Below are 17,405 nucleotides of genomic sequence, written 5' to 3'. Positions count from 1 at the left end.
GGCCACCCGCCCGCGGTGCGGCGGTGCACACCCGAAAGGATCCGTCATGACCGCGCAGTGGATCGCGGTGGCCACCACCAAGGACCTCGCCCGGCGCCGCAAACTGCGGGTCGAGGTGGGCGGGGTGGCCATCGCCCTGTTCTCGGCCGGTGAGCGGGTGTACGCGATGGCCGATGAGTGTGTGCATCAACAGCGTTCGCTCGCCAAGGGCGTGCTGCTGCACGGCAAGGTGATCTGCCCCGGTCATCAATGGCAGTTCGACCTGGACACCGGATACGAGGAATCGCAGGACATGTGCCAGCCCACCTATCCCGTTCGGGTTGAAGGCGACACCGTCTACGTCGACCCGGCCCGCCTTCCGGCGACCACCGAGGCCCAGTCATGACCCGCCGCACGTTCGTGACGGTGGGCGCCGGGCAGACCGCCGCGGTGGCGGCCCGTACGCTGCGCCGGCGCGGGTTCGACGGGCGCATCGTGCTGATCGGTGACGAATCGCATGCGCCATACCAGCGTCCGCCGCTGTCCAAGGAGTTCCTCGCCGGCCACGACACCGCCGAGTCGCTTCAGCTCCTGCCCGCGGACTGGCTGGCCCGCAACGACGTGGAGATCATGTCCGGCGTCGATGTGACGCGCATCGACACCGCGACGCGCGCAGTGCAATTCGCCGACGGAACCACGCTGGCCGCCGACGCGGTGCTGCTGGCCACGGGTGGCCGCCCGCGTCGGATGGCCACCGCGGGGCCGCGTCCGGACCTGGTGCACTACCTGCGCCACCTCGACGACGCCCGCCGGCTGCAGACGGCGCTGCGGCCGGGCCGGCGACTGATCCTGATCGGCGCCGGCTTCATCGGCCTCGAGATCGCGGCCACCGCCCGTCGGTTGGGCGTCGAGGTGACCATCGTGGAGGGTGCGGCACAGCCGCTGACCGCGCTGATCGGTGCCCGCCTCGGTGAGTTGTTCACCCTGCTGCACCGCGACAACGGTGTGGACGTCCGCACCGGTGTGGCGGTGGCTTCGTTGCGCACCACCGACACCGGGGTGGTCGTGGAGTTGGCGAGCGGAGCGGTGGTCAACGGTGACCTCGCCGTCGTGGGTATCGGCCTGCTGCCCAACGACGACGTGGCGGCCGCCTCCGGACTGCCGGTCGACGGCGGCGTCGTCGTAGACGCCCAGGGCCGAACACCGGTCGGCAACGTCTATGCCGCAGGCGATGTCGCGCGCCGGTACTCGCCACGCGCCGGCCGGCACGTGCGTGTCGAGCACTTCGACAACGCCAACAAGCAGGGCATCGCGGTGGCCAACGCCATGTTGGGCCGCGACGCGGTGTCCGACGAGGCGAACTGGTGCTGGTCGGACCAGTACGATCGAAACTTCCAATTCCTCGGTGCGGCATCGCCGCACTTGGTGATCCGCGGCGATCTCGACGCGCTCGACTTCACCGCGTTCTTCCTCGACGGCGGCGCGATCTGCGGGGCGTTCGCCGCTGAGCGGGGCGAGGACGTGATGGTCGCACGCGAACTGCTCGGCCGCACCGTCGATGCCGACGTCCTGGCCGACGAGGACACCGATCTGTGGGATCACGTCGTCGACAGCGAAGAGGCGGTGCACTGATGGTCGAGGGAGCGAACTTCATCGACGGCGCGTGGGTGCCCGCGGCGTCGGGCGCCACGTTCGAGCGCCGCAACCCCGCCGACCCGGAGGATCTCGTCGGCACCTTCCCGGCATCGGGTCCCGAGGACGTACGCGCGGCCGTCGACGCGCTCGACAAGGCGGCGCCGGAATGGGCCGCGGTGTCGCCGGAGCGGCGCGCGGCCATCCTGGAGTCCGCTGCCGCACAACTGGAGTCGCGGTCGGCCCAGCTGATCGACGAGCTCGTGCGCGAGGAAGGCAAGACCGCCGCGGAGGCCGCCACCGAGGTCAGTCGGACGCCGATGAACCTGCGGTTCTACTCGGGCGCCGCCACCCGCATCGCGGGCGAGACACTGGCCGCGGCCGGGCCCAATCTGGTCTTCACCCTCCGTGAGCCGATCGGCATCGTCGGCGCCATCACACCGTGGAACTTCCCGCTCAACATCCCGTCGCGCAAGATCGGGCCGGCGCTGGCCGCGGGCGACCCCGTGCTGTTCAAACCGTCGGAGCTCACCCCGCTGATGGGCCAGCGCCTGGTCGAGGCGCTGCTGGACGGTGGGCTGCCACCCAGCGCGATCGCGCTCGTGCAGGGCGACGGAGTCGCCGGCGCCGCGGTGACCGCCGACCCTCGCGTCGCCGCGGTCACGTTCACCGGGTCCACCGAAGTCGGCCGGCGCATCCACACGCAGGTCGGTCCGGAGCGGCGGGTGCAGCTGGAGATGGGCGGCAAGAACCCCGTCATCGTCGCCGGTGACACCGACCTCGACCGGGCCGCGGCACTGATCGTCAAGGGCGCGTTCGGCCTCAGCGGCCAGGCGTGCACCGGAACCAGCCGGGTGATCGCGCTCGACGGCATCCACGACGATCTGCTCGACCGGGTGGTGGCGCGCGCGGAGGCCCTGCGGGTGGGACCTGGAGCCGAACCCGGCGTCGACATGGGCGCGCTCGCCAGCGCCGCCCAGCTCGAGAAGTTCCTCGCGTACGTGAGGATCGGGCTCGACGAGGGCGCCACGCTGCGCTGCGGCGGCGTTCGCGCCCAGGGCGACGGGTTCTTCGTCCGCCCCGCGGTGTTCACCGACACCCATCCCGGCATGCGGATCGTGCGTGAAGAGGTGTTCGGGCCTCTGATCGGATTCCAGCGGGCAGCGTCACTCGACGAGGCGATCGACCTCGCCAACGACACCGAGTACGGTCTGGCCGCCGCGATCGTCACCGCCGACCTCGCCGCGGCCACCGCGTTCGCGCACCGCTCCCGCAGCGGCCTGGTCAAGATCAACCAGCCGACCACCGGAATGGCGATGAACGCGCCGTTCGGCGGCTACAAGGCGTCGAGCACCACGACGTTCAAAGAACAGGCCGGCGCCTCGCTGATGGAGTTCTACACCGCAGAGAAGACCGTCTACCTCAACCCCGCGATCTAGCGACGCGGCCGGAAACTACGGAGCAGAAATGGAATTCAAGCGAGTCGCCCGGTCCGGCCAGGTGCCGGAGGGGATCGTGCGGCGGTTCTTCGCCGACGACCACGAATTCGCGGTGGCCCGCCTGAACGGCAAGGCCTACGCGACGTCGAACTACTGCACGCACCTGGACTGCCTGCTGTCGTCGGGCAAGCTCGTCGACGACGGCATCGGCTGCTCCTGCCACGGCAGCGCGTTCGACCTCGAGACCGGTGAGCCGATCTGCCCGCCGGCCACCGAACCCATCAAGACCTATCCGGTGCAGGAGCGCGACGGCGAGATCTTCGTGGGCGTCACCGCCGACGACGTCCCCGAGGGGCCGCGGCGCCGGGCCCGCCGGGGCGCGTAGTGACCGCCCCGCCGCGGCCGCCCGCGCTGTCGGCGGGTGCGATGGTCAGCTCCAGTCACCCCGCCGCGAGCTTCGCCGGAGCCCGGGTGCTCGCCGACGGCGGTAACGCCATCGACGCGACCCTGGCGATGGCGGCGGTCACCTGGCTGACGTTGCCCGGACAGTGCGGCATCGGCGGTGACGCGTTCGCCATCGTCTACGAGCCCGACGGCCGCGTCTGGACCGTCGGCGGATCCGGTTTCGGCCCCGACGGTGGCACTGCCGAGTTCTACCGTGACCGTGGCCTTTCGACGATCCCCCTGAACGGGGCACTGGGGGTCACGGTCCCCGGCGCACCCGCGGCGCTGGCCGCCCTGCACGCCGGCGGGGCGACGCGACCGCTGCCCGAATTGTGGGAACCCGCCGCGCGCACCGCCGAACGCGGCCTGCCGTGTTCGGCCAAGACCGCGGCCGACGTACGCGAAGCGTTCGATGCCGTCCGCGCCGACGCCGAGCTGGCCGCGGTGTACACCCCCGGTGGCCGCCCGCCGCACGTCGGCGAGAGGCTGCCTCAGCCCGCGCTGGCGCGCACCATCCGGCGGCTGGCCGACGACCCGGCCGACTTCTACACCGGCGAATTCGCAGAACGTGCCGTGGCGATGCTGCGTGCGGCGGGCGCGCCGTTCAGCGGCGACGAATGGGCTGCCGCGGCCGTCGCCACACCCGAGCCCGCGATCACCGGCGGCTACGCCGGCACCATCGTCCACCAGACACCGTTGCCGACCCCAGGCTGGATGGTGCTGCACCAGGCCGCGCTGTGCGAGGGTGCGGTCGGCGCGGAGTCGTGGCTGAGTGCCGAGGCGATCGACCGGATGGCGCGGGCTGCCCGGCTGGCATTCCAGGACCGCTTCGCGCTCTGCGCAAGCGATGGGTCCGGTGCGCGGAATGTGCTCGAGCACAACAGGATCGAACAACAACGCAGGGCCTTGACGGCCCGCGCCGAGGAGCGGCTGTCGTTCGCCGTGCGCGACGGTGACACCACCTGCACCGTCGCCGTCGACGCCGACGGCCGCGCGGTCAGCTTCATCCATTCGCTCGGCTTCACGTTCGGGGCGAAGGTCGTGGTGCCGGGCACCGGGGTGGTGCTCAACAACCGGCTCGGGCGCGGTGCGTACCTCGTGCCGGGGCATCCCAACGAGGTCGCCCCGCGCCGCAAGCCGTTACACACCCTCAACGCCTGGATCGCCACCGGAGCCGGCGGCGAACTGCTCGCCCTGGGCAGCATTCCCGGAGGCGACGGCCAGGTGCAGTGGAACATGCAGCTCATCTCGCATCTGTTCGACCACGGGCTCGACCCGGCCGAGTCGGTGTCGGCGCCGCGGTTCACCGTGTTCCCCGGATCCGATGCCGACGTCATCGGCCAACCCGACGAGCTGCGCGTCGAGGCGACGATCCCCGACGCGACCCGAGCGCGGCTGCAGGAGATGGGGCATCGCGTCGTCGTCCAGCCGGAGTTCGGCGCCGGCGGCAGCGCACAGGTGATCCGTCGCGACAGCCGTGGCGTGCTGAGCGGCGCGGCCGATCCCCGTCAGGAGGGGGTGGCGATCGGTGTCGACTGACCCTGTCGCAGAACCCGTCCCGCAGGGCGAGTACCGGCCTGCGGTCCTGCACGAGGGCATCGTCTACACCGCGGGGATGACCCCGCGTCGCGGCGGCGAACTGGTGCTGCGCGGCGTCGTCGGTGCGTCGGTGTCGGCACAGGAGGCCTACACCGCGGCGGGGATCGCCGCGGAGAACGCGCTGGCGGCGGTGCGGTCGGTAGCGCCGGGTGCGGCAGCCATCCGCTGCCTGCGGATGACGGTGTACATCGCCTGCGCGGCAACCTTTCACGAGCTCTCGGCCGTTGCCGACGGCGCCTCGGCAGCCCTGCGTGCAGCGCTGGGCGATTGCGGGCTCCCGGCGCGGGCCGCGATCGGTGTGCAGTCGCTGCCGTCGGGTGCGCCGCTCGAGGTCGATCTCATCGCCGCTGTGCGGTGAGCGTGTGACACGTCGAAAAGGCAACAGACACAGTGCACGAACCGCATCTCCGGATGGTGTGCAGGTTGAGGTGACCGATGTCGGAGCAATCGGTTCGAATTGCGAAAACTCCTGACTGCCATAGGGTTACATGGGCTACAGATAAGCGACAGCCCTAGTCCGATTGGATGTGAACCCCTTTGTCCGCAGCTCATTGGGTCTACCTGCTCGGCCTGGTCATTCTGATCGGCACCGTGGTGGCCAAGAAGAACGTCATCGCGCCGGCCATCATCGCCACCTTTGTCACCGGTCTGGTGTACCAGGGGAGTGTCACCACCGGTCTCGGCGCGGTCTTCAACGCCGCCATCAGCGGAACCCGTGAGCTTCTCCCGATCTTCATCATCATCGCGCTGGTCACCGCGATGCTCGGAGCCATGCGCGGACTCGGCGCCGACGCCGTCATGATCCGTCCGTTGAGCGGCCTGTTCCGCAACGGCCATATCTCCTACCTGGTGCTCGCGGTGGTCACTTTCCTGTTGTCGCTGGCCTTTTGGCCGACGCCGGTGCTACCCCTGATCGCCGCGATCCTGCTTCCCGCCGCGGTGCGGGCCGGTCTGCCGGTGTTGGGCGCCGCGCTGGCGATCGCCATCGCCGGTCAGGGGATGGCCCTCAGTTCGGACTACATCATGGGCGTGGCTCCGGCGCTCTCCGCCGAAGGCGCCGATGTGCCAGCGCGGATGATCGCCGACCGGGCGACGCTCATCGCGTTGATCGCAGGCGCGGTGGCGCTGGCGATCGCCTACTTCCGCGACGTGCGCACCAAGACGACCGACCCGAATGCGGCCGCGGAGGTGGGCGCCGCCGCCACCGGCCCCCGTCGGCCTTTCGGGTCGCCCGCCCCGGCGGGGGAGGTGTCCGAAGCCGCCGTGGCGACGCTGAGCCCGCCAGTGACCGAAAATACTGTGCCGCAGCCGAAGTCGAAAGCCCTGCTGGTCGCGATCGCGATCCCCGTGCTGTTCGCCGGCCTGCTCGCGTTCATGCTGCTCGGCCGGTTCACCACGCTCGTACCCGATGTCGACGAAGGGCTGGGCGCGCCACTGGTGGGCGGGACGGCTGCCCTCGCACTGGTCGCGATCTCGGTGATCGCCAACCGGAGAGGGTGGCTCGAGGACGTGGGCAACCACTTCACCGAGGGCATCGCGTTCTCCTTCCGCACCATGGGAATGGTGATCCCGGTGGCCGGTTTCGTCTACATCGGGCTGGGCGACTACTCCGCGGGCATCCTCGGCCTGCCCGACGACGCCGACGCGCCCGCGTTCCTGTTCGATGCCGTCGCCGCCGTGCAGGGCCACATCCCGCATACGCCGGTGTTCGCCGCGTTCGCGATGTTGATCGTCGGAATGCTGCTCGGCCTGGACGGCAACGGCTGGCCGGGTCTGCCGTTCACCGGATCGCTGGCGGCCTCGCTGGGAGACGGCGCCGACCAGGTCGCCACCCTGGCGGCGATCGCGCAGAACGGAGCCAGTTGGACCGGCGGCGGCACGCTGGTGATCTGGTCGTCGCTGATCGTGGTCGCCGGCCTGACCGGGGTGCCGGTCGTGGATCTGGCGCGCCGCCTGTTCATTCCGGTGGTCACCGGACTGGTGGTGGCCACCGGTATCGCGACGGTGGTGCTGCTGTGACCGAGGTCCTGGCGACGCAAGGTCGCACGGTCGTCGAGACGGCCGCGCTCGTGCGGTCCGGTGAGCTGACCGCGGTCGGTATGGTCACCGAAGCGCTCGACCGGATCGAGCGCTGCGATCGCATGCTCGGCGCCTTCGTCCACGTCGACGCCGAGGGTGCCCTCGCTCGGGCGAGCGCGGTCGACCGGCTCGTCGCCGACGGCGGCGATCCCGGGCCGATGGCCGGAGTCCCGTTGGGCGTCAAGGAACTTCACCCGGTGGCAGGCTGGCCGTTCGCCATGGGCAGCACGCTCTACGCGGGCCGCACCGCCGATCACACGTGCACGCTGGTGACCCGAGCCGTCCGCGCCGGGGCCGTCCCCATCGGGGTGACCGCCTCACCGGAATTCGGTCGCGCCTCGTTCACTGCGTCCACGCTGCACGGGGTCACGCGCAACCCCTGGAACCCGGCGCTGACCCCCGGTGGTTCCAGCGGCGGGTCGGCGGCCGCCGTGGCCGCGGGCATGGTGCCCATCGCCACGGGGACCGACGGCGCGGGCTCACTGCGCATCCCCGCGTCCTACTGCGGTCTGGTGGGTTTCAAACCCACATACGGATTGGTGCCCCGCGGACCGCGGCACGCCGGCGCCGCCGACAACGACCACTACGGCGCACTGACCCGGACGGTCCGCGACACCGCCCGGTTCCTCGACTGCGTATGCGGAACGGACCCGTTCGATCGAGCCTCACTGCCGGCCCCGCCGCGCTTCGAGGACAGGTTGGGCGCCGATCCGGGCCGACTGCGCGTCGCCTTCGCCGAGAACCTGGGCAACGCGCCGTGCGATCCGGCGGTCGCCGAGGTGGTGCGGACCGCCGCGGAGAAATTCCTGGCGGCCACCGGCGCCGAGGCGGTGCCCGCACGATTGACCGTCGACCCGCGGTGCGGCGCCGCGTACCGAACGCTGTCGGCGCCCGACGTCTACTCCCAGCTGCGCGACGTCCCGGCGGGATCCGACATCCACCCGACGCTGCGCGGATACCTGGAGGCGGCGACCGCCGTGGACGCCGATGCGCTCGCCGACGCCCATGCGATGCGGGCCGGCCTGGTCGCCACCGTCGCCGAGGCGTTCGAACGCTTCTCCCTGCTGCTCCTGCCGGCGACCCAAGTGCCCGCGTTTCCCGCGGAGGGGCCGATGCCGACCGAGATCGCGGGAACGCCCGTGGACCACTGGGGCGCGCTGGCGGTCACCTTTCCCTTCAACCTCACGGGTCAACCGGCGATCTCGGTGCCCGCGGGTACCGTGGCCGGCGTGCCGGTCGGTCTGCAGATCGTCGGACACCGCCACAGCGACGCGCTGGTGCTGACCGCAGCCGCCGTGGTCGAGGAGATCATCCGCTGATCAGCGCCGATTTGGTGCATTGCGCGTGCTCGCCTAGAATCAAACGGTTGCCTTGGGCAGACCTCGGCCGATCGACGATGCTTGACGCTCTTCGCGCAAGCGCTCATCGCAGATCAGCCCTGCGTGCTCTTCGGTGACAGCAAGGACCGCGTACGTCAGGTCGGTATCTGGCGTGCAGACATAACCAGGTCAGGAGATCGAGTGATTCAGCAGGAATCGCGGTTGAAGGTCGCCGACAACACGGGCGCCAAGGAGATCTTGTGCATCCGCGTTCTCGGTGGCTCATCGCGACGCTACGCCGGCATCGGTGATGTCATCGTGGCCACCGTCAAGGAAGCCATCCCCGGCGCCAACGTCAAGCGCGGCGACGTCGTCAAGGCCGTGGTGGTGCGCACCGTCAAGGAGCGCCGCCGCGCCGACGGCAGCTACATCAAGTTCGACGAGAACGCCGCCGTCATCATCAAGAACGACAACGACCCGCGCGGCACCCGCATCTTCGGTCCGGTCGGCCGCGAGCTGCGTGAGAAGCGCTTCATGAAGATCGTCTCGCTCGCCCCGGAGGTGTTGTAGATGAAGGTCCACAAGGGCGACACCGTGCTGGTGATCTCCGGTAAGGACAAGGGCGCCAAGGGCAAGGTCATCCAGGCCTACCCCACCCGCAACAAGGTCCTGGTCGAAGGCGTCAACCGCATCAAGAAGCACACCGCGGTCTCGAGCAACGAGCGCGGCGCGTCGTCGGGCGGCATCGTCACGCAGGAGGCGCCGATCAGCGTCTCGAACGTGATGGTCGTCGACTCGGACGGCAACCCCACCCGCATCGGCTACCGCGTCGACGAAGAGACCGGCAAGAAGGTGCGCGTCTCCAAGCGCAACGGCAAGGACATCTGAGATGACTACCGCAGAGAAGACCCTCCCGCGCCTGAAGCAGCGCTACCGCGAGGAGATCCGCGAGTCGCTGCAGCAGCAGTTCGGCTACGCCAACGTGATGCAGATCCCGGGCGTCGTGAAGGTCGTCGTCAACATGGGTGTCGGTGACGCCGCCCGCGACGCGAAGCTGATCAACGGCGCCGTCAACGATCTCGCGCTGATCACCGGCCAGAAGCCGGAGATCCGGCGCGCCCGCAAGTCCATCGCCCAGTTCAAGCTGCGCGAGGGCATGCCCATCGGCGCCCGCGTCACGCTGCGCGGCGACCGCATGTGGGAGTTCCTGGACCGCCTCGTCGCGATCGCGCTGCCGCGTATCCGCGACTTCCGCGGCCTGAACCCCAAGCAGTTCGACGGCACCGGCAACTACACCTTCGGCCTCACCGAGCAGTCGATGTTCCACGAGATCGACGTGGACAGCATCGACCGCCCGCGCGGCATGGACATCACCGTCGTCACCTCGGCGACGAACGACGACGAAGGACGAGCGCTGTTGCGGGCGCTGGGCTTCCCCTTCAAGGAGAACTGAGCTAATGGCAAAGAAAGCACTGGTCAACAAGGCCAACAAGAAGCCGAAGTTCGCAGTGCGGGCCTACACCCGCTGCCAGCGCTGCGGTCGCCCGCACGCCGTCTTCCGCAAGTTCGGTCTGTGCCGGATCTGCCTGCGCGAGATGGCCCACGCCGGCGAACTGCCCGGTGTGCAGAAGTCCAGCTGGTAAGCCAGCCCAACCACTAACAGAGCAGTTGCGGAAGGCCCTGGAACCCGAGTCTCGGGACTGGGAACCGCCGCGAGAAAGGTGAACCGGCTGTCATGACCATGACGGATCCGATCGCAGACTTCTTGACACGTCTGCGCAACGCCAATTCGGCGTACCACGATGAGGTGACTCTGCCGCACTCGAAGATCAAGGCGAACATCGCCGAGATCCTCAAGTCCGAGGGCTACATCTCCGATTACCGCACCGAGGACGCCCGCGTGGGCAAGTCCCTGGTGGTTCAGCTCAAGTACGGCCCCAGCCGTGAGCGCAGCATCGCCGGCCTGCGCCGGGTGTCCAAGCCCGGTCTGCGGGTCTACGCGAAGTCGACCAATCTGCCCCGCGTCCTCGGCGGCCTGGGTGTGGCGATCATCTCCACGTCCTCGGGCCTGCTCACCGACCGTCAGGCAGCACGATCCGGCGTGGGCGGCGAAGTCCTCGCCTACGTGTGGTGAGGGGGTAGGAAACATGTCGCGTATTGGAAAGCAGCCGGTTCCGGTTCCCGCCGGAGTCGACGTGACCATCGATGGTCAGAACGTGTCGGTGAAGGGCCCCAAGGGCACCTTGACCCTGGATGTCGCCGAGCCGATCGCCGTGGCGCGTGACGACGAGGGCGCCATCGTGGTGACCCGGCCGAACGACGAGCGGCGCAACCGCTCGCTGCACGGGCTGTCGCGGACCCTCGTGGCCAACCTCGTCGAGGGCGTCACCCAGGGCTACACCACCAAGATGGAGATCTACGGCGTCGGCTACCGCGTCGCGCTCAAGGGTGCCAACCTCGAGTTCGCGCTCGGGTACAGCCACCCCGTGGTCATCGAGCCGCCGGAGGGCATCACCTTCACGGTCGAGACGCCCACCAAGTTCTCGATCTCGGGTATCGACAAGCAGAAGGTCGGCCAGATCTCGGCGATCATCCGTCGCCTGCGCCGCCCCGACCCGTACAAGGGCAAGGGTGTGCGCTACGAGGGTGAGCAGATCCGCCGCAAGGTCGGAAAGACAGGTAAGTAGACATGGCTACTGCTCAACAAGCTGATGCAACCAAGCAGCACAAGCCGGTCGGGGCGAACATCTCCCAGACGCGCCGGCGCGACCGCATCCGTCGCCACGCGCGGCTGCGCAAGAAGGTTTCGGGCACCGCAGACCGGCCGCGCCTGGTCGTCAACCGCTCCTCGCGGCACATCCACGTACAGTTGGTGGACGACCTCACCGGCACGACGCTGGCCGCCGCATCCTCGATCGAGGGTGACGTGCGGGCGGTCGACGGTGACAAGAAGGCGCACAGCGTGCGTGTCGGTCAGCTGATCGCTGAGCGCGCGAAGGCGGCGGGTATCGAAGAGGTGGTGTTCGACCGTGGTGGCTACACCTACGGCGGTCGGATCGCTGCGCTGGCCGACGCCGCGCGTGAAGGCGGGCTGAAGTTCTGATGACTGACGTGTACAAGACTGGAAGGACTGCATGATGGCCGAGCAGGCAACTGGTGCCGGGCCGGCGACATCCGACGGCCGGGGCGGACGGGGTGACCGTGATGGTCGCGGCCGCCGCGACGACCGGGGCGGCCGTGGCCGCGACGGTGGCGACAAGAGCAACTACCTGGAGCGCGTCGTCTCGATCAACCGCGTCTCCAAGGTGGTCAAGGGTGGTCGGCGTTTCAGCTTCACCGCCCTGGTGATCGTCGGTGACGGCAACGGCATGGTCGGTGTCGGCTACGGCAAGGCGAAGGAAGTCCCGGCCGCCATCGCCAAGGGTGTCGAGGAGGCTCGCAAGGGCTTCTTCCGCGTGCCGCTGATCGGCGGGACCATCGTGCACCCGGTGCAGGGTGAGGCCGCCGCGGGCGTCGTCATGCTGCGTCCGGCGAGCCCCGGTACCGGTGTGATCGCCGGTGGCGCGGCGCGTGCGGTGCTGGAATGCGCCGGCGTACACGACATCCTGGCCAAATCGCTTGGCAGCGACAACGCGATCAACGTGGTGCACGCCACCGTTGCCGCGTTGAAGCAGATCCAGCGTCCCGAAGAGGTCGCGGCCCGTCGTGGCCTGGCCCTCGAGGACGTTGCGCCTGCGCGCATGCTCAAGGCTCGTCGTGAAGCAGACGCGCTCGCCGCGTCCTCGGCACGTGAAGGGTCGGCGTAATCATGGCTGAACTGAAGATCACTCAGGTCCGCGGCACCATCGGTGCGCGTTGGAACCAGCGGGAGAGCCTGCGCACGCTCGGCTTGCGGAAGATCCGCCAGTCGGTGGTCCGTGAGGACAACGCGCAGACCCGCGGCCTCATCAAGACCGTGCATCACCTCGTCGTCGTAGAGGAGGTCTGAGACGATGACACAACCGATCAAGCTCCACGACCTGCGCCCCGCGCCCGGTTCGAAGACCGCCAAGACGCGTCTCGGCCGCGGTGAGGGTTCGAAGGGTAAGACCTCCGGCCGTGGCACCAAGGGCACCGGGGCCCGTAAGAACGTCCCCGCGGGCTTCGAGGGCGGCCAGATGCCGATCCACATGCGGCTGCCGAAGCTCAAGGGCTTCCGTAACCGCTTCCGCACCGAGTACGCCGTCATCAACGTCGGCGACCTCGGCCGGCTGTTCCCGAACGGCGGTGAGGTCGGAGTCGACGAGCTCGTGGCCGCCGGTGCCGTTCGGAAGAACACGCTGGTCAAGGTGCTCGGCGACGGCAAGCTGAGCGCGGCGGTCAACGTCTCCGCGCACAAGTTCAGCGGTAGCGCCCGCGAGAAGATCACGGCGGCAGGCGGTTCGGCCACCGAGCTGTCCTGACACGTCCGCAGGAAGACCCCGGCACACCTCGGTGTGCCGGGGTCTTCTGGTATCCAGGACTTGTCAGACGATCGGTGAAGAATCCCGGACGCCGCGTTATTTCCACCGGGTCTCCGCGGCCATAGCGTTTCCGGTATGAAGACAGTGCTCATCACCGGTTGTTCCTCCGGCTACGGTCTGGCCACCGCACAGCGGTTCCACGCCGAGGGTTGGAACGTCGTCGCCACCATGCGCACCCCACGCGACGAGGTGCTGGCGCCGGGGGAGCGGCTCACCGTGCTGCCGCTCGACGTGACCGACCCGGCGAGCATCTCCGCCGCGGTGGCAGCCGGCGGTCCCATCGACGTGCTGGTCAACAACGCGGGCATCGGTGCGGTCGGCGCCTTCGAGGCGACGCCGATGTCACTGACCCGAGAGCTGTTCGACACCAACACTTTCGGCGTGATGGCGATGACCCAGGCCGTCGTACCGCAGATGCGCCAACGCCGATCCGGTGTCGTGGTCAACGTGACGTCGTCGGTGACGCTGGCCGCGATGCCGCTCACCGCCGTCTACACCGCCAGCAAGATGGCCGTCGAAGGCTTCACTGCGGCGCTCGCGTTGGAACTCGAATTCTTCGGCGTTCACGCGAAACTCGTCGAACCTGGCTACGGCCCCTCGACGCGGTTCGCGGTCAATGGGAGCGAGCGCATGGACGGGCTGATCCCCGAAGCCTATGCGGCGTTCGCGGAGCCGGTGTTCGCATCATTCGCCAACCCGGGGCCGGTCACCACCGCGGAGGACGTCGCCGACGCCGTCCTGCGTGCCGCGACGGACACGTCGGGGCAGCTTCGGTTCCCGGCCGGTGCGGACGCGGTGGCGTTGGCTGCCTCGGCCTAATAGTTTGTGGGTGTGAACCCTGACGACGGGTTGGGGCCGGTCGAGATGCTGGTGTCGCTGCTGCGGCCCAAGACGGTCGAGTCGAAGATCATCAGCGGTGCCGGTGGGTGGAGCGTGCGCGAGACGCCTTACGCCGACCCCGCGTTCTGCGTGATGCTCGAGGGATTCTGCGTGCTCCGCCTCGACGGCCACGAGCCGATCGAGTTGCGCGGGGGCGACTTCCTGTTTCTCACGGACATGCCCGGCTTCGTCATGGCCAGCGGGCACGATGTCATACCGACGACGGTGGTGGCGGCCCCGGCGTCGCGGGACGTGCGACACGGTGACTCCGACGGTCCGGCGACCATGCGGATGTTGGGCGGCTACTTCAGATTCGAACGGGACAACGCGTCTCTGCTGGCTCCGCTGCTGCCGCGGATCGTGCTGGTGCGCCGCGATGAGCCGGCGGCGGTGCGACTGCACCGAATCGTCGAGCTCATCGCCGGTGAGACGGACTCTCCGTCACCGTGCGGGCTGATCTTGGAGCGCCTCGTGGAAGTGCTGCTGGTCGAGGCGATGCGGATGCGGACCGCGCCAGTCGGGGGTGAGCAGCGGGGACTGATCGCGGGACTGTCCGATCCGGTCCTGGCGCTCGCGCTGCGGCAGTTGCACGCCGACGTGGCGCAGGGGTGGACCGTGGAGCGGCTCGCCCGGGCGGCGGGCGTCTCGCGGGCTGTCTTCGCCGAGAGATTCAGTCGCACACTGGGAATGCCTCCGATGCAATACCTGGCGCAATGGCGGATGGCGCTGGCGAAGGACATGCTCCGCAATGAGGACGTGTCGATGACGGAGGTGGCGCGCCGGACGGGCTACCTGTCGGCGAGCGCGTTCACCACCGCGTTCACGCGGATGACGGGGTCGTCACCGCGTGAGTTCGCGCGCTCGGGTTGAGATCTATCCCCAGCGGCGATTGCATTCACAGGCAAGGGCTTTCGGTTCGGACGCGTGTCATGGGCGCGTGGCAAAATCAAACGCATGTTCGATGGTTCGTTGCCCGGGATCGGCGACTTCCGCGCGCTCAGCGACGCGGAACTGGTCGCCGCGTCAGCCGGGTGGGGACGCGTCGAATCCGCAGCAGCGGCGCGCAAGTTGGCCGCGATGGCCGAGGTGTTTCGGCGCCGCACCGGTCTCGACGACGCCGCCGAGCGGGAGAACTGGTTCATCGACGCCGAAACCTCTGTGTTCAGTGAACTGGCCGCCGCGCACAACATCTCCGACCGCCTCGCGCAAACCCAGACCCAGCGTGGCGTCCTGCTGGGGGACCGGCTGCCGAAAGTGGCGGCCCTGTTCGAACAAGGGTCGATCAGCGATCTGCTGATCCGCGCCATCGTCTACCGCACCTATCTGATCACCGACCCCGACGCGCTGGCCGCCGTGGACGCCGCCCTGGCTGAACAGGTCACCTGCTGGGGACCCAAATCGCAAGCCAAGACGGAAGCCGCTATCGACGCGCTGGTGGAGATCCATGATCCGGCGGCCCTGCGCCGCCGCGAACCCACCACCCAAACCCGCGACCTGGAATTCGGTAACCCCACCGACGCGCCCGGCTTCACCACCGTCTACGCCCGTATGTACAGCCCCGACGGAGTGGCGCTGGAACAGCACATCAACGCCATGGCGCACGCGGTGTGCCCCGATGATCCGCGCACCGTCAAAGAACGCCGCAACGACGCCTTCGCCGCCCTGTCCACTGGAAAGCCCCTGCGGTGCGAATGCGACAACCCCGACTGCCCGGCCAGCACCCTCGACCGCCCCGCACCCAACCTGATCATCCACGTCATCACCACCCAAGACGCACTGGACCAGGCCCAGAGGGGTGAGGCTGCGGCCGCCACGGCGCCTGTCGAGGGCAACGCTATTGCGGAGCCGGACACCGAGCCGGAGGCTGGTTTCTCGGCGGAGTGCAATCCTGTCGACGCCGACGACGATGCACCCGCAGATGGGCCGGAAGCTGTGGCACACGACGGCGTCTCGGCCGACCCGGAGCCCCAACCGCCGGCACCTTCACCCACCCCCGCGTCGGCCTTCGTCATCGGCGGCGGGGTGCTCAGCCCGGTGGTACTGCCCGCATTCCTCGACCGGGCGAAGATCCGCCAACTCCGCCGCCCCGGCGACGCCGCACCCGAACCGCACTACCGGCCCTCGATCGCGCTGCAGGACTTCGTGCGCTGCCGCGACCTGACCTGCCGCTTCCCCGGCTGCGACAAACCCGCAACCCTCTGCGACATCGACCACACCGTGCCGTATCCGGCCGGGCCGACGAGTGCGTCCAACCTGAAATGCCTGTGTCGAAAGCATCACTTGCTCAAAACCTTCTGGACCGGCCAAACCGGTTGGCGCGACGAACAACTCGCCGACGGCACCGTCATCTGGACCTCACCGAGCGGGCAGACCCACATCACCCACCCGGGTAGTGCGCTGCTGTTCCCGACCCTGTGCACCCCTACGGCAACGGCCCGGAAAGGGAAGACCGCAGACGCCACGAAGAACCGCGGCCTCATGATGCCCAAACGCCGCCGCACCCGAGCGCAGGACCGCCGCTACCGCATCGACGCCGAACGCCGACTCAACGACGACTTCGTCGCCGAACGCAACAAACCCCCACCGTTCTGACGCGGGTTCGTCAGCCGAGTTGCGGAAGCACCTCGGCGGCCAGGCGTTCCATCTGTTCGCGGTCCTCGGCGACTGTCTCGCCAACGGGGTTGCACAGCACCATCTGCGCGCCCGCATCGATGACCTCACGCAAACCGCGCGCCACCTCGTCGGGCGTGCCCGACACCGGGACCGCCTCGATCCCGGCCATGTCGCCGTAGATGCGGCGCAACCCGGCGATCACCCGCTCCCGCGCCCGCTCCGCATCATCGTCGACCATCAGGTACACCCGCTTGCCGATCTGGAATCGCGTTGCGTCCCTGCCCTGTTCATCGATCTCACGGCGCACCGTATGCACAGCCGTGGCGAACTGTTCGGTGGTCGACGAGCCCGCACCCAGGAACGCATCACCATGCCGCACCGCACGGGCCAGCGCCGCCGGAGCGTTGGCGCCGAACCAGATCGGCGGGTGCGGACGCTGCACCGGCTTCGGCTGGATCGGCAGATCGTCGACATCGCGGAACCGGCCGTGGAACGTCACCCGCGGTTCGTCCGACCACGCCGCCTTCATCAGCGTCAGCCCCTCGGTGAACGAGCCGATGAACGTCTCCGGCGCCACCCCGAACGCCGCGAACTTCCGCCGCCCGCCGCCGGGGGACACCCCGACATCCAGCCGCCCGTGACTGAGCCGGTCGACCGCCGTCACCGACGACGCCAATTGCAACGGATCGTGCAGCGACGACACCAGCACCCCCACCCCGAGCCGCAGACGCGTCGTACACGCCGCCGCATAGGCCAGCAGCTCCAGTGGCGCGATCAGCGGCGTCGGCCCGATCGGCTGCTCCAACACCCAGCCGCCCTCGAACCCCAGCTCCTCGGCCCGGGCCAGATAACTCTTCACCCCGTCGGCGTCGAAGCCGTCGGGGTCGCGTTGGGGAATCGAGATCGAGAACCGCACGTGA

Annotated in this window: 22 protein-coding genes; 21 read left to right on the top strand and 1 reads right to left on the bottom strand. The window is 69.1% G+C overall.

Annotated elements, in window-relative coordinates; all coding sequences use genetic code 11:
* Window positions 1–46: 46 nt before the first annotated feature.
* From G6N30_RS15520 to G6N30_RS15420, 21 genes are all read left to right on the top strand, one after another.
* Window positions 47–385: a Rieske (2Fe-2S) protein gene (locus G6N30_RS15520; protein WP_134054248.1), complete on the top strand. Its 339-nt coding sequence runs from the start codon at window positions 47–49 to the stop codon at window positions 383–385.
* Window positions 382–1,611, top strand: coding sequence for an NAD(P)/FAD-dependent oxidoreductase (locus G6N30_RS15515; protein WP_134054246.1), 1,230 nt, complete (start codon window positions 382–384; stop codon window positions 1,609–1,611). Before G6N30_RS15520 ends, G6N30_RS15515 begins: the two co-directional genes overlap by 4 nt.
* A complete protein-coding gene (locus G6N30_RS15510) occupies window positions 1,611–3,050 on the top strand; it encodes an aldehyde dehydrogenase family protein (RefSeq protein WP_166674588.1) in 1,440 nt (479 codons plus the stop codon). Before G6N30_RS15515 ends, G6N30_RS15510 begins: the two co-directional genes overlap by 1 nt.
* 28 nt (window positions 3,051–3,078) lie before the next feature.
* A complete protein-coding gene (locus tag G6N30_RS15505) occupies window positions 3,079–3,435 on the top strand; it encodes a Rieske (2Fe-2S) protein (protein ID WP_134054244.1) in 357 nt (118 codons plus the stop codon).
* A 41-nt stretch (window positions 3,436–3,476) separates the two neighbouring features.
* Complete coding sequence (locus G6N30_RS15500; protein ID WP_179965639.1) at window positions 3,477–5,033, top strand: gamma-glutamyltransferase family protein; 1,557 nt, start codon at window positions 3,477–3,479, stop codon at window positions 5,031–5,033.
* Window positions 5,023–5,451, top strand: a complete 429-nt coding sequence (locus G6N30_RS15495) for a RidA family protein (RefSeq protein WP_134054240.1) — start codon at window positions 5,023–5,025, stop codon at window positions 5,449–5,451. Before G6N30_RS15500 ends, G6N30_RS15495 begins: the two co-directional genes overlap by 11 nt.
* A gap of 179 nt (window positions 5,452–5,630) precedes the next feature.
* Complete coding sequence (locus G6N30_RS15490; RefSeq protein ID WP_134054238.1) at window positions 5,631–7,112, top strand: permease; 1,482 nt, start codon at window positions 5,631–5,633, stop codon at window positions 7,110–7,112.
* A complete protein-coding gene (locus G6N30_RS15485; RefSeq protein ID WP_134054236.1) occupies window positions 7,109–8,491 on the top strand; it encodes an amidase in 1,383 nt (460 codons plus the stop codon). Before G6N30_RS15490 ends, G6N30_RS15485 begins: the two co-directional genes overlap by 4 nt.
* 201 nt (window positions 8,492–8,692) lie before the next feature.
* Window positions 8,693–9,061 carry a 50S ribosomal protein L14 gene (gene rplN, locus G6N30_RS15480; protein ID WP_011558441.1) on the top strand — a complete coding sequence of 123 codons (369 nt, stop codon included), beginning with the start codon at window positions 8,693–8,695 and terminating at the stop codon, window positions 9,059–9,061.
* Window positions 9,062–9,379 carry a 50S ribosomal protein L24 gene (rplX, locus tag G6N30_RS15475; protein WP_134054234.1) on the top strand — a complete coding sequence of 106 codons (318 nt, stop codon included), beginning with the start codon at window positions 9,062–9,064 and terminating at the stop codon, window positions 9,377–9,379.
* A gap of 1 nt (window position 9,380) precedes the next feature.
* Complete coding sequence (gene rplE, locus G6N30_RS15470; protein WP_134054233.1) at window positions 9,381–9,944, top strand: 50S ribosomal protein L5; 564 nt, start codon at window positions 9,381–9,383, stop codon at window positions 9,942–9,944.
* Window positions 9,945–9,948: 4 nt separating this feature from the next.
* Window positions 9,949–10,134 (top strand): type Z 30S ribosomal protein S14, encoded by a 186-nt coding sequence (locus G6N30_RS15465; protein WP_066836739.1) that lies wholly within the window; start codon window positions 9,949–9,951, stop codon window positions 10,132–10,134.
* A gap of 92 nt (window positions 10,135–10,226) precedes the next feature.
* A complete protein-coding gene (gene rpsH / locus G6N30_RS15460) occupies window positions 10,227–10,625 on the top strand; it encodes a 30S ribosomal protein S8 (RefSeq protein ID WP_011558445.1) in 399 nt (132 codons plus the stop codon).
* Between the two features lie 13 nt (window positions 10,626–10,638).
* Window positions 10,639–11,178, top strand: coding sequence for a 50S ribosomal protein L6 (gene rplF, locus G6N30_RS15455; RefSeq protein WP_134054231.1), 540 nt, complete (start codon window positions 10,639–10,641; stop codon window positions 11,176–11,178).
* 2 nt (window positions 11,179–11,180) lie between these two features.
* Window positions 11,181–11,594 (top strand): 50S ribosomal protein L18, encoded by a 414-nt coding sequence (rplR, locus tag G6N30_RS15450; protein WP_134054229.1) that lies wholly within the window; start codon window positions 11,181–11,183, stop codon window positions 11,592–11,594.
* Window positions 11,595–11,625: 31 nt separating this feature from the next.
* A complete protein-coding gene (gene rpsE / locus G6N30_RS15445) occupies window positions 11,626–12,297 on the top strand; it encodes a 30S ribosomal protein S5 (protein ID WP_134054227.1) in 672 nt (223 codons plus the stop codon).
* Window positions 12,298–12,299: 2 nt separating this feature from the next.
* A complete protein-coding gene (gene rpmD, locus G6N30_RS15440) occupies window positions 12,300–12,479 on the top strand; it encodes a 50S ribosomal protein L30 (RefSeq protein WP_011854818.1) in 180 nt (59 codons plus the stop codon).
* Between the two features lie 4 nt (window positions 12,480–12,483).
* Window positions 12,484–12,933 carry a 50S ribosomal protein L15 gene (gene rplO / locus G6N30_RS15435; RefSeq protein WP_134054225.1) on the top strand — a complete coding sequence of 150 codons (450 nt, stop codon included), beginning with the start codon at window positions 12,484–12,486 and terminating at the stop codon, window positions 12,931–12,933.
* Window positions 12,934–13,068: 135 nt separating this feature from the next.
* Window positions 13,069–13,812: an SDR family oxidoreductase gene (locus tag G6N30_RS15430; RefSeq protein ID WP_134054223.1), complete on the top strand. Its 744-nt coding sequence runs from the start codon at window positions 13,069–13,071 to the stop codon at window positions 13,810–13,812.
* A gap of 45 nt (window positions 13,813–13,857) precedes the next feature.
* Window positions 13,858–14,742 (top strand): AraC family transcriptional regulator, encoded by an 885-nt coding sequence (locus G6N30_RS15425; protein WP_134055320.1) that lies wholly within the window; start codon window positions 13,858–13,860, stop codon window positions 14,740–14,742.
* Window positions 14,743–14,826: 84 nt separating this feature from the next.
* Complete coding sequence (locus G6N30_RS15420) at window positions 14,827–16,464, top strand: HNH endonuclease signature motif containing protein (RefSeq protein ID WP_163687604.1); 1,638 nt, start codon at window positions 14,827–14,829, stop codon at window positions 16,462–16,464.
* Between the two features lie 10 nt (window positions 16,465–16,474).
* Here the strand turns inward: G6N30_RS15420 and G6N30_RS15415 are convergent, their stop codons facing one another.
* The gene (locus G6N30_RS15415; RefSeq protein WP_134054219.1) at window positions 16,475–17,401 is read right to left on the bottom strand and encodes an LLM class flavin-dependent oxidoreductase; all 927 of its coding nucleotides are present in this window, start codon (window positions 17,399–17,401) and stop codon (window positions 16,475–16,477) included.
* Window positions 17,402–17,405 lie beyond the last annotated feature (4 nt).

It is taken from the genome of Mycolicibacterium litorale, assembly GCF_010731695.1.
Lineage (GTDB): Bacteria > Actinomycetota > Actinomycetes > Mycobacteriales > Mycobacteriaceae > Mycobacterium > Mycobacterium litorale.
Note: the sequence above shows the minus strand (reverse complement) of the source record. Positions and strands in the feature narration are given on the sequence as shown.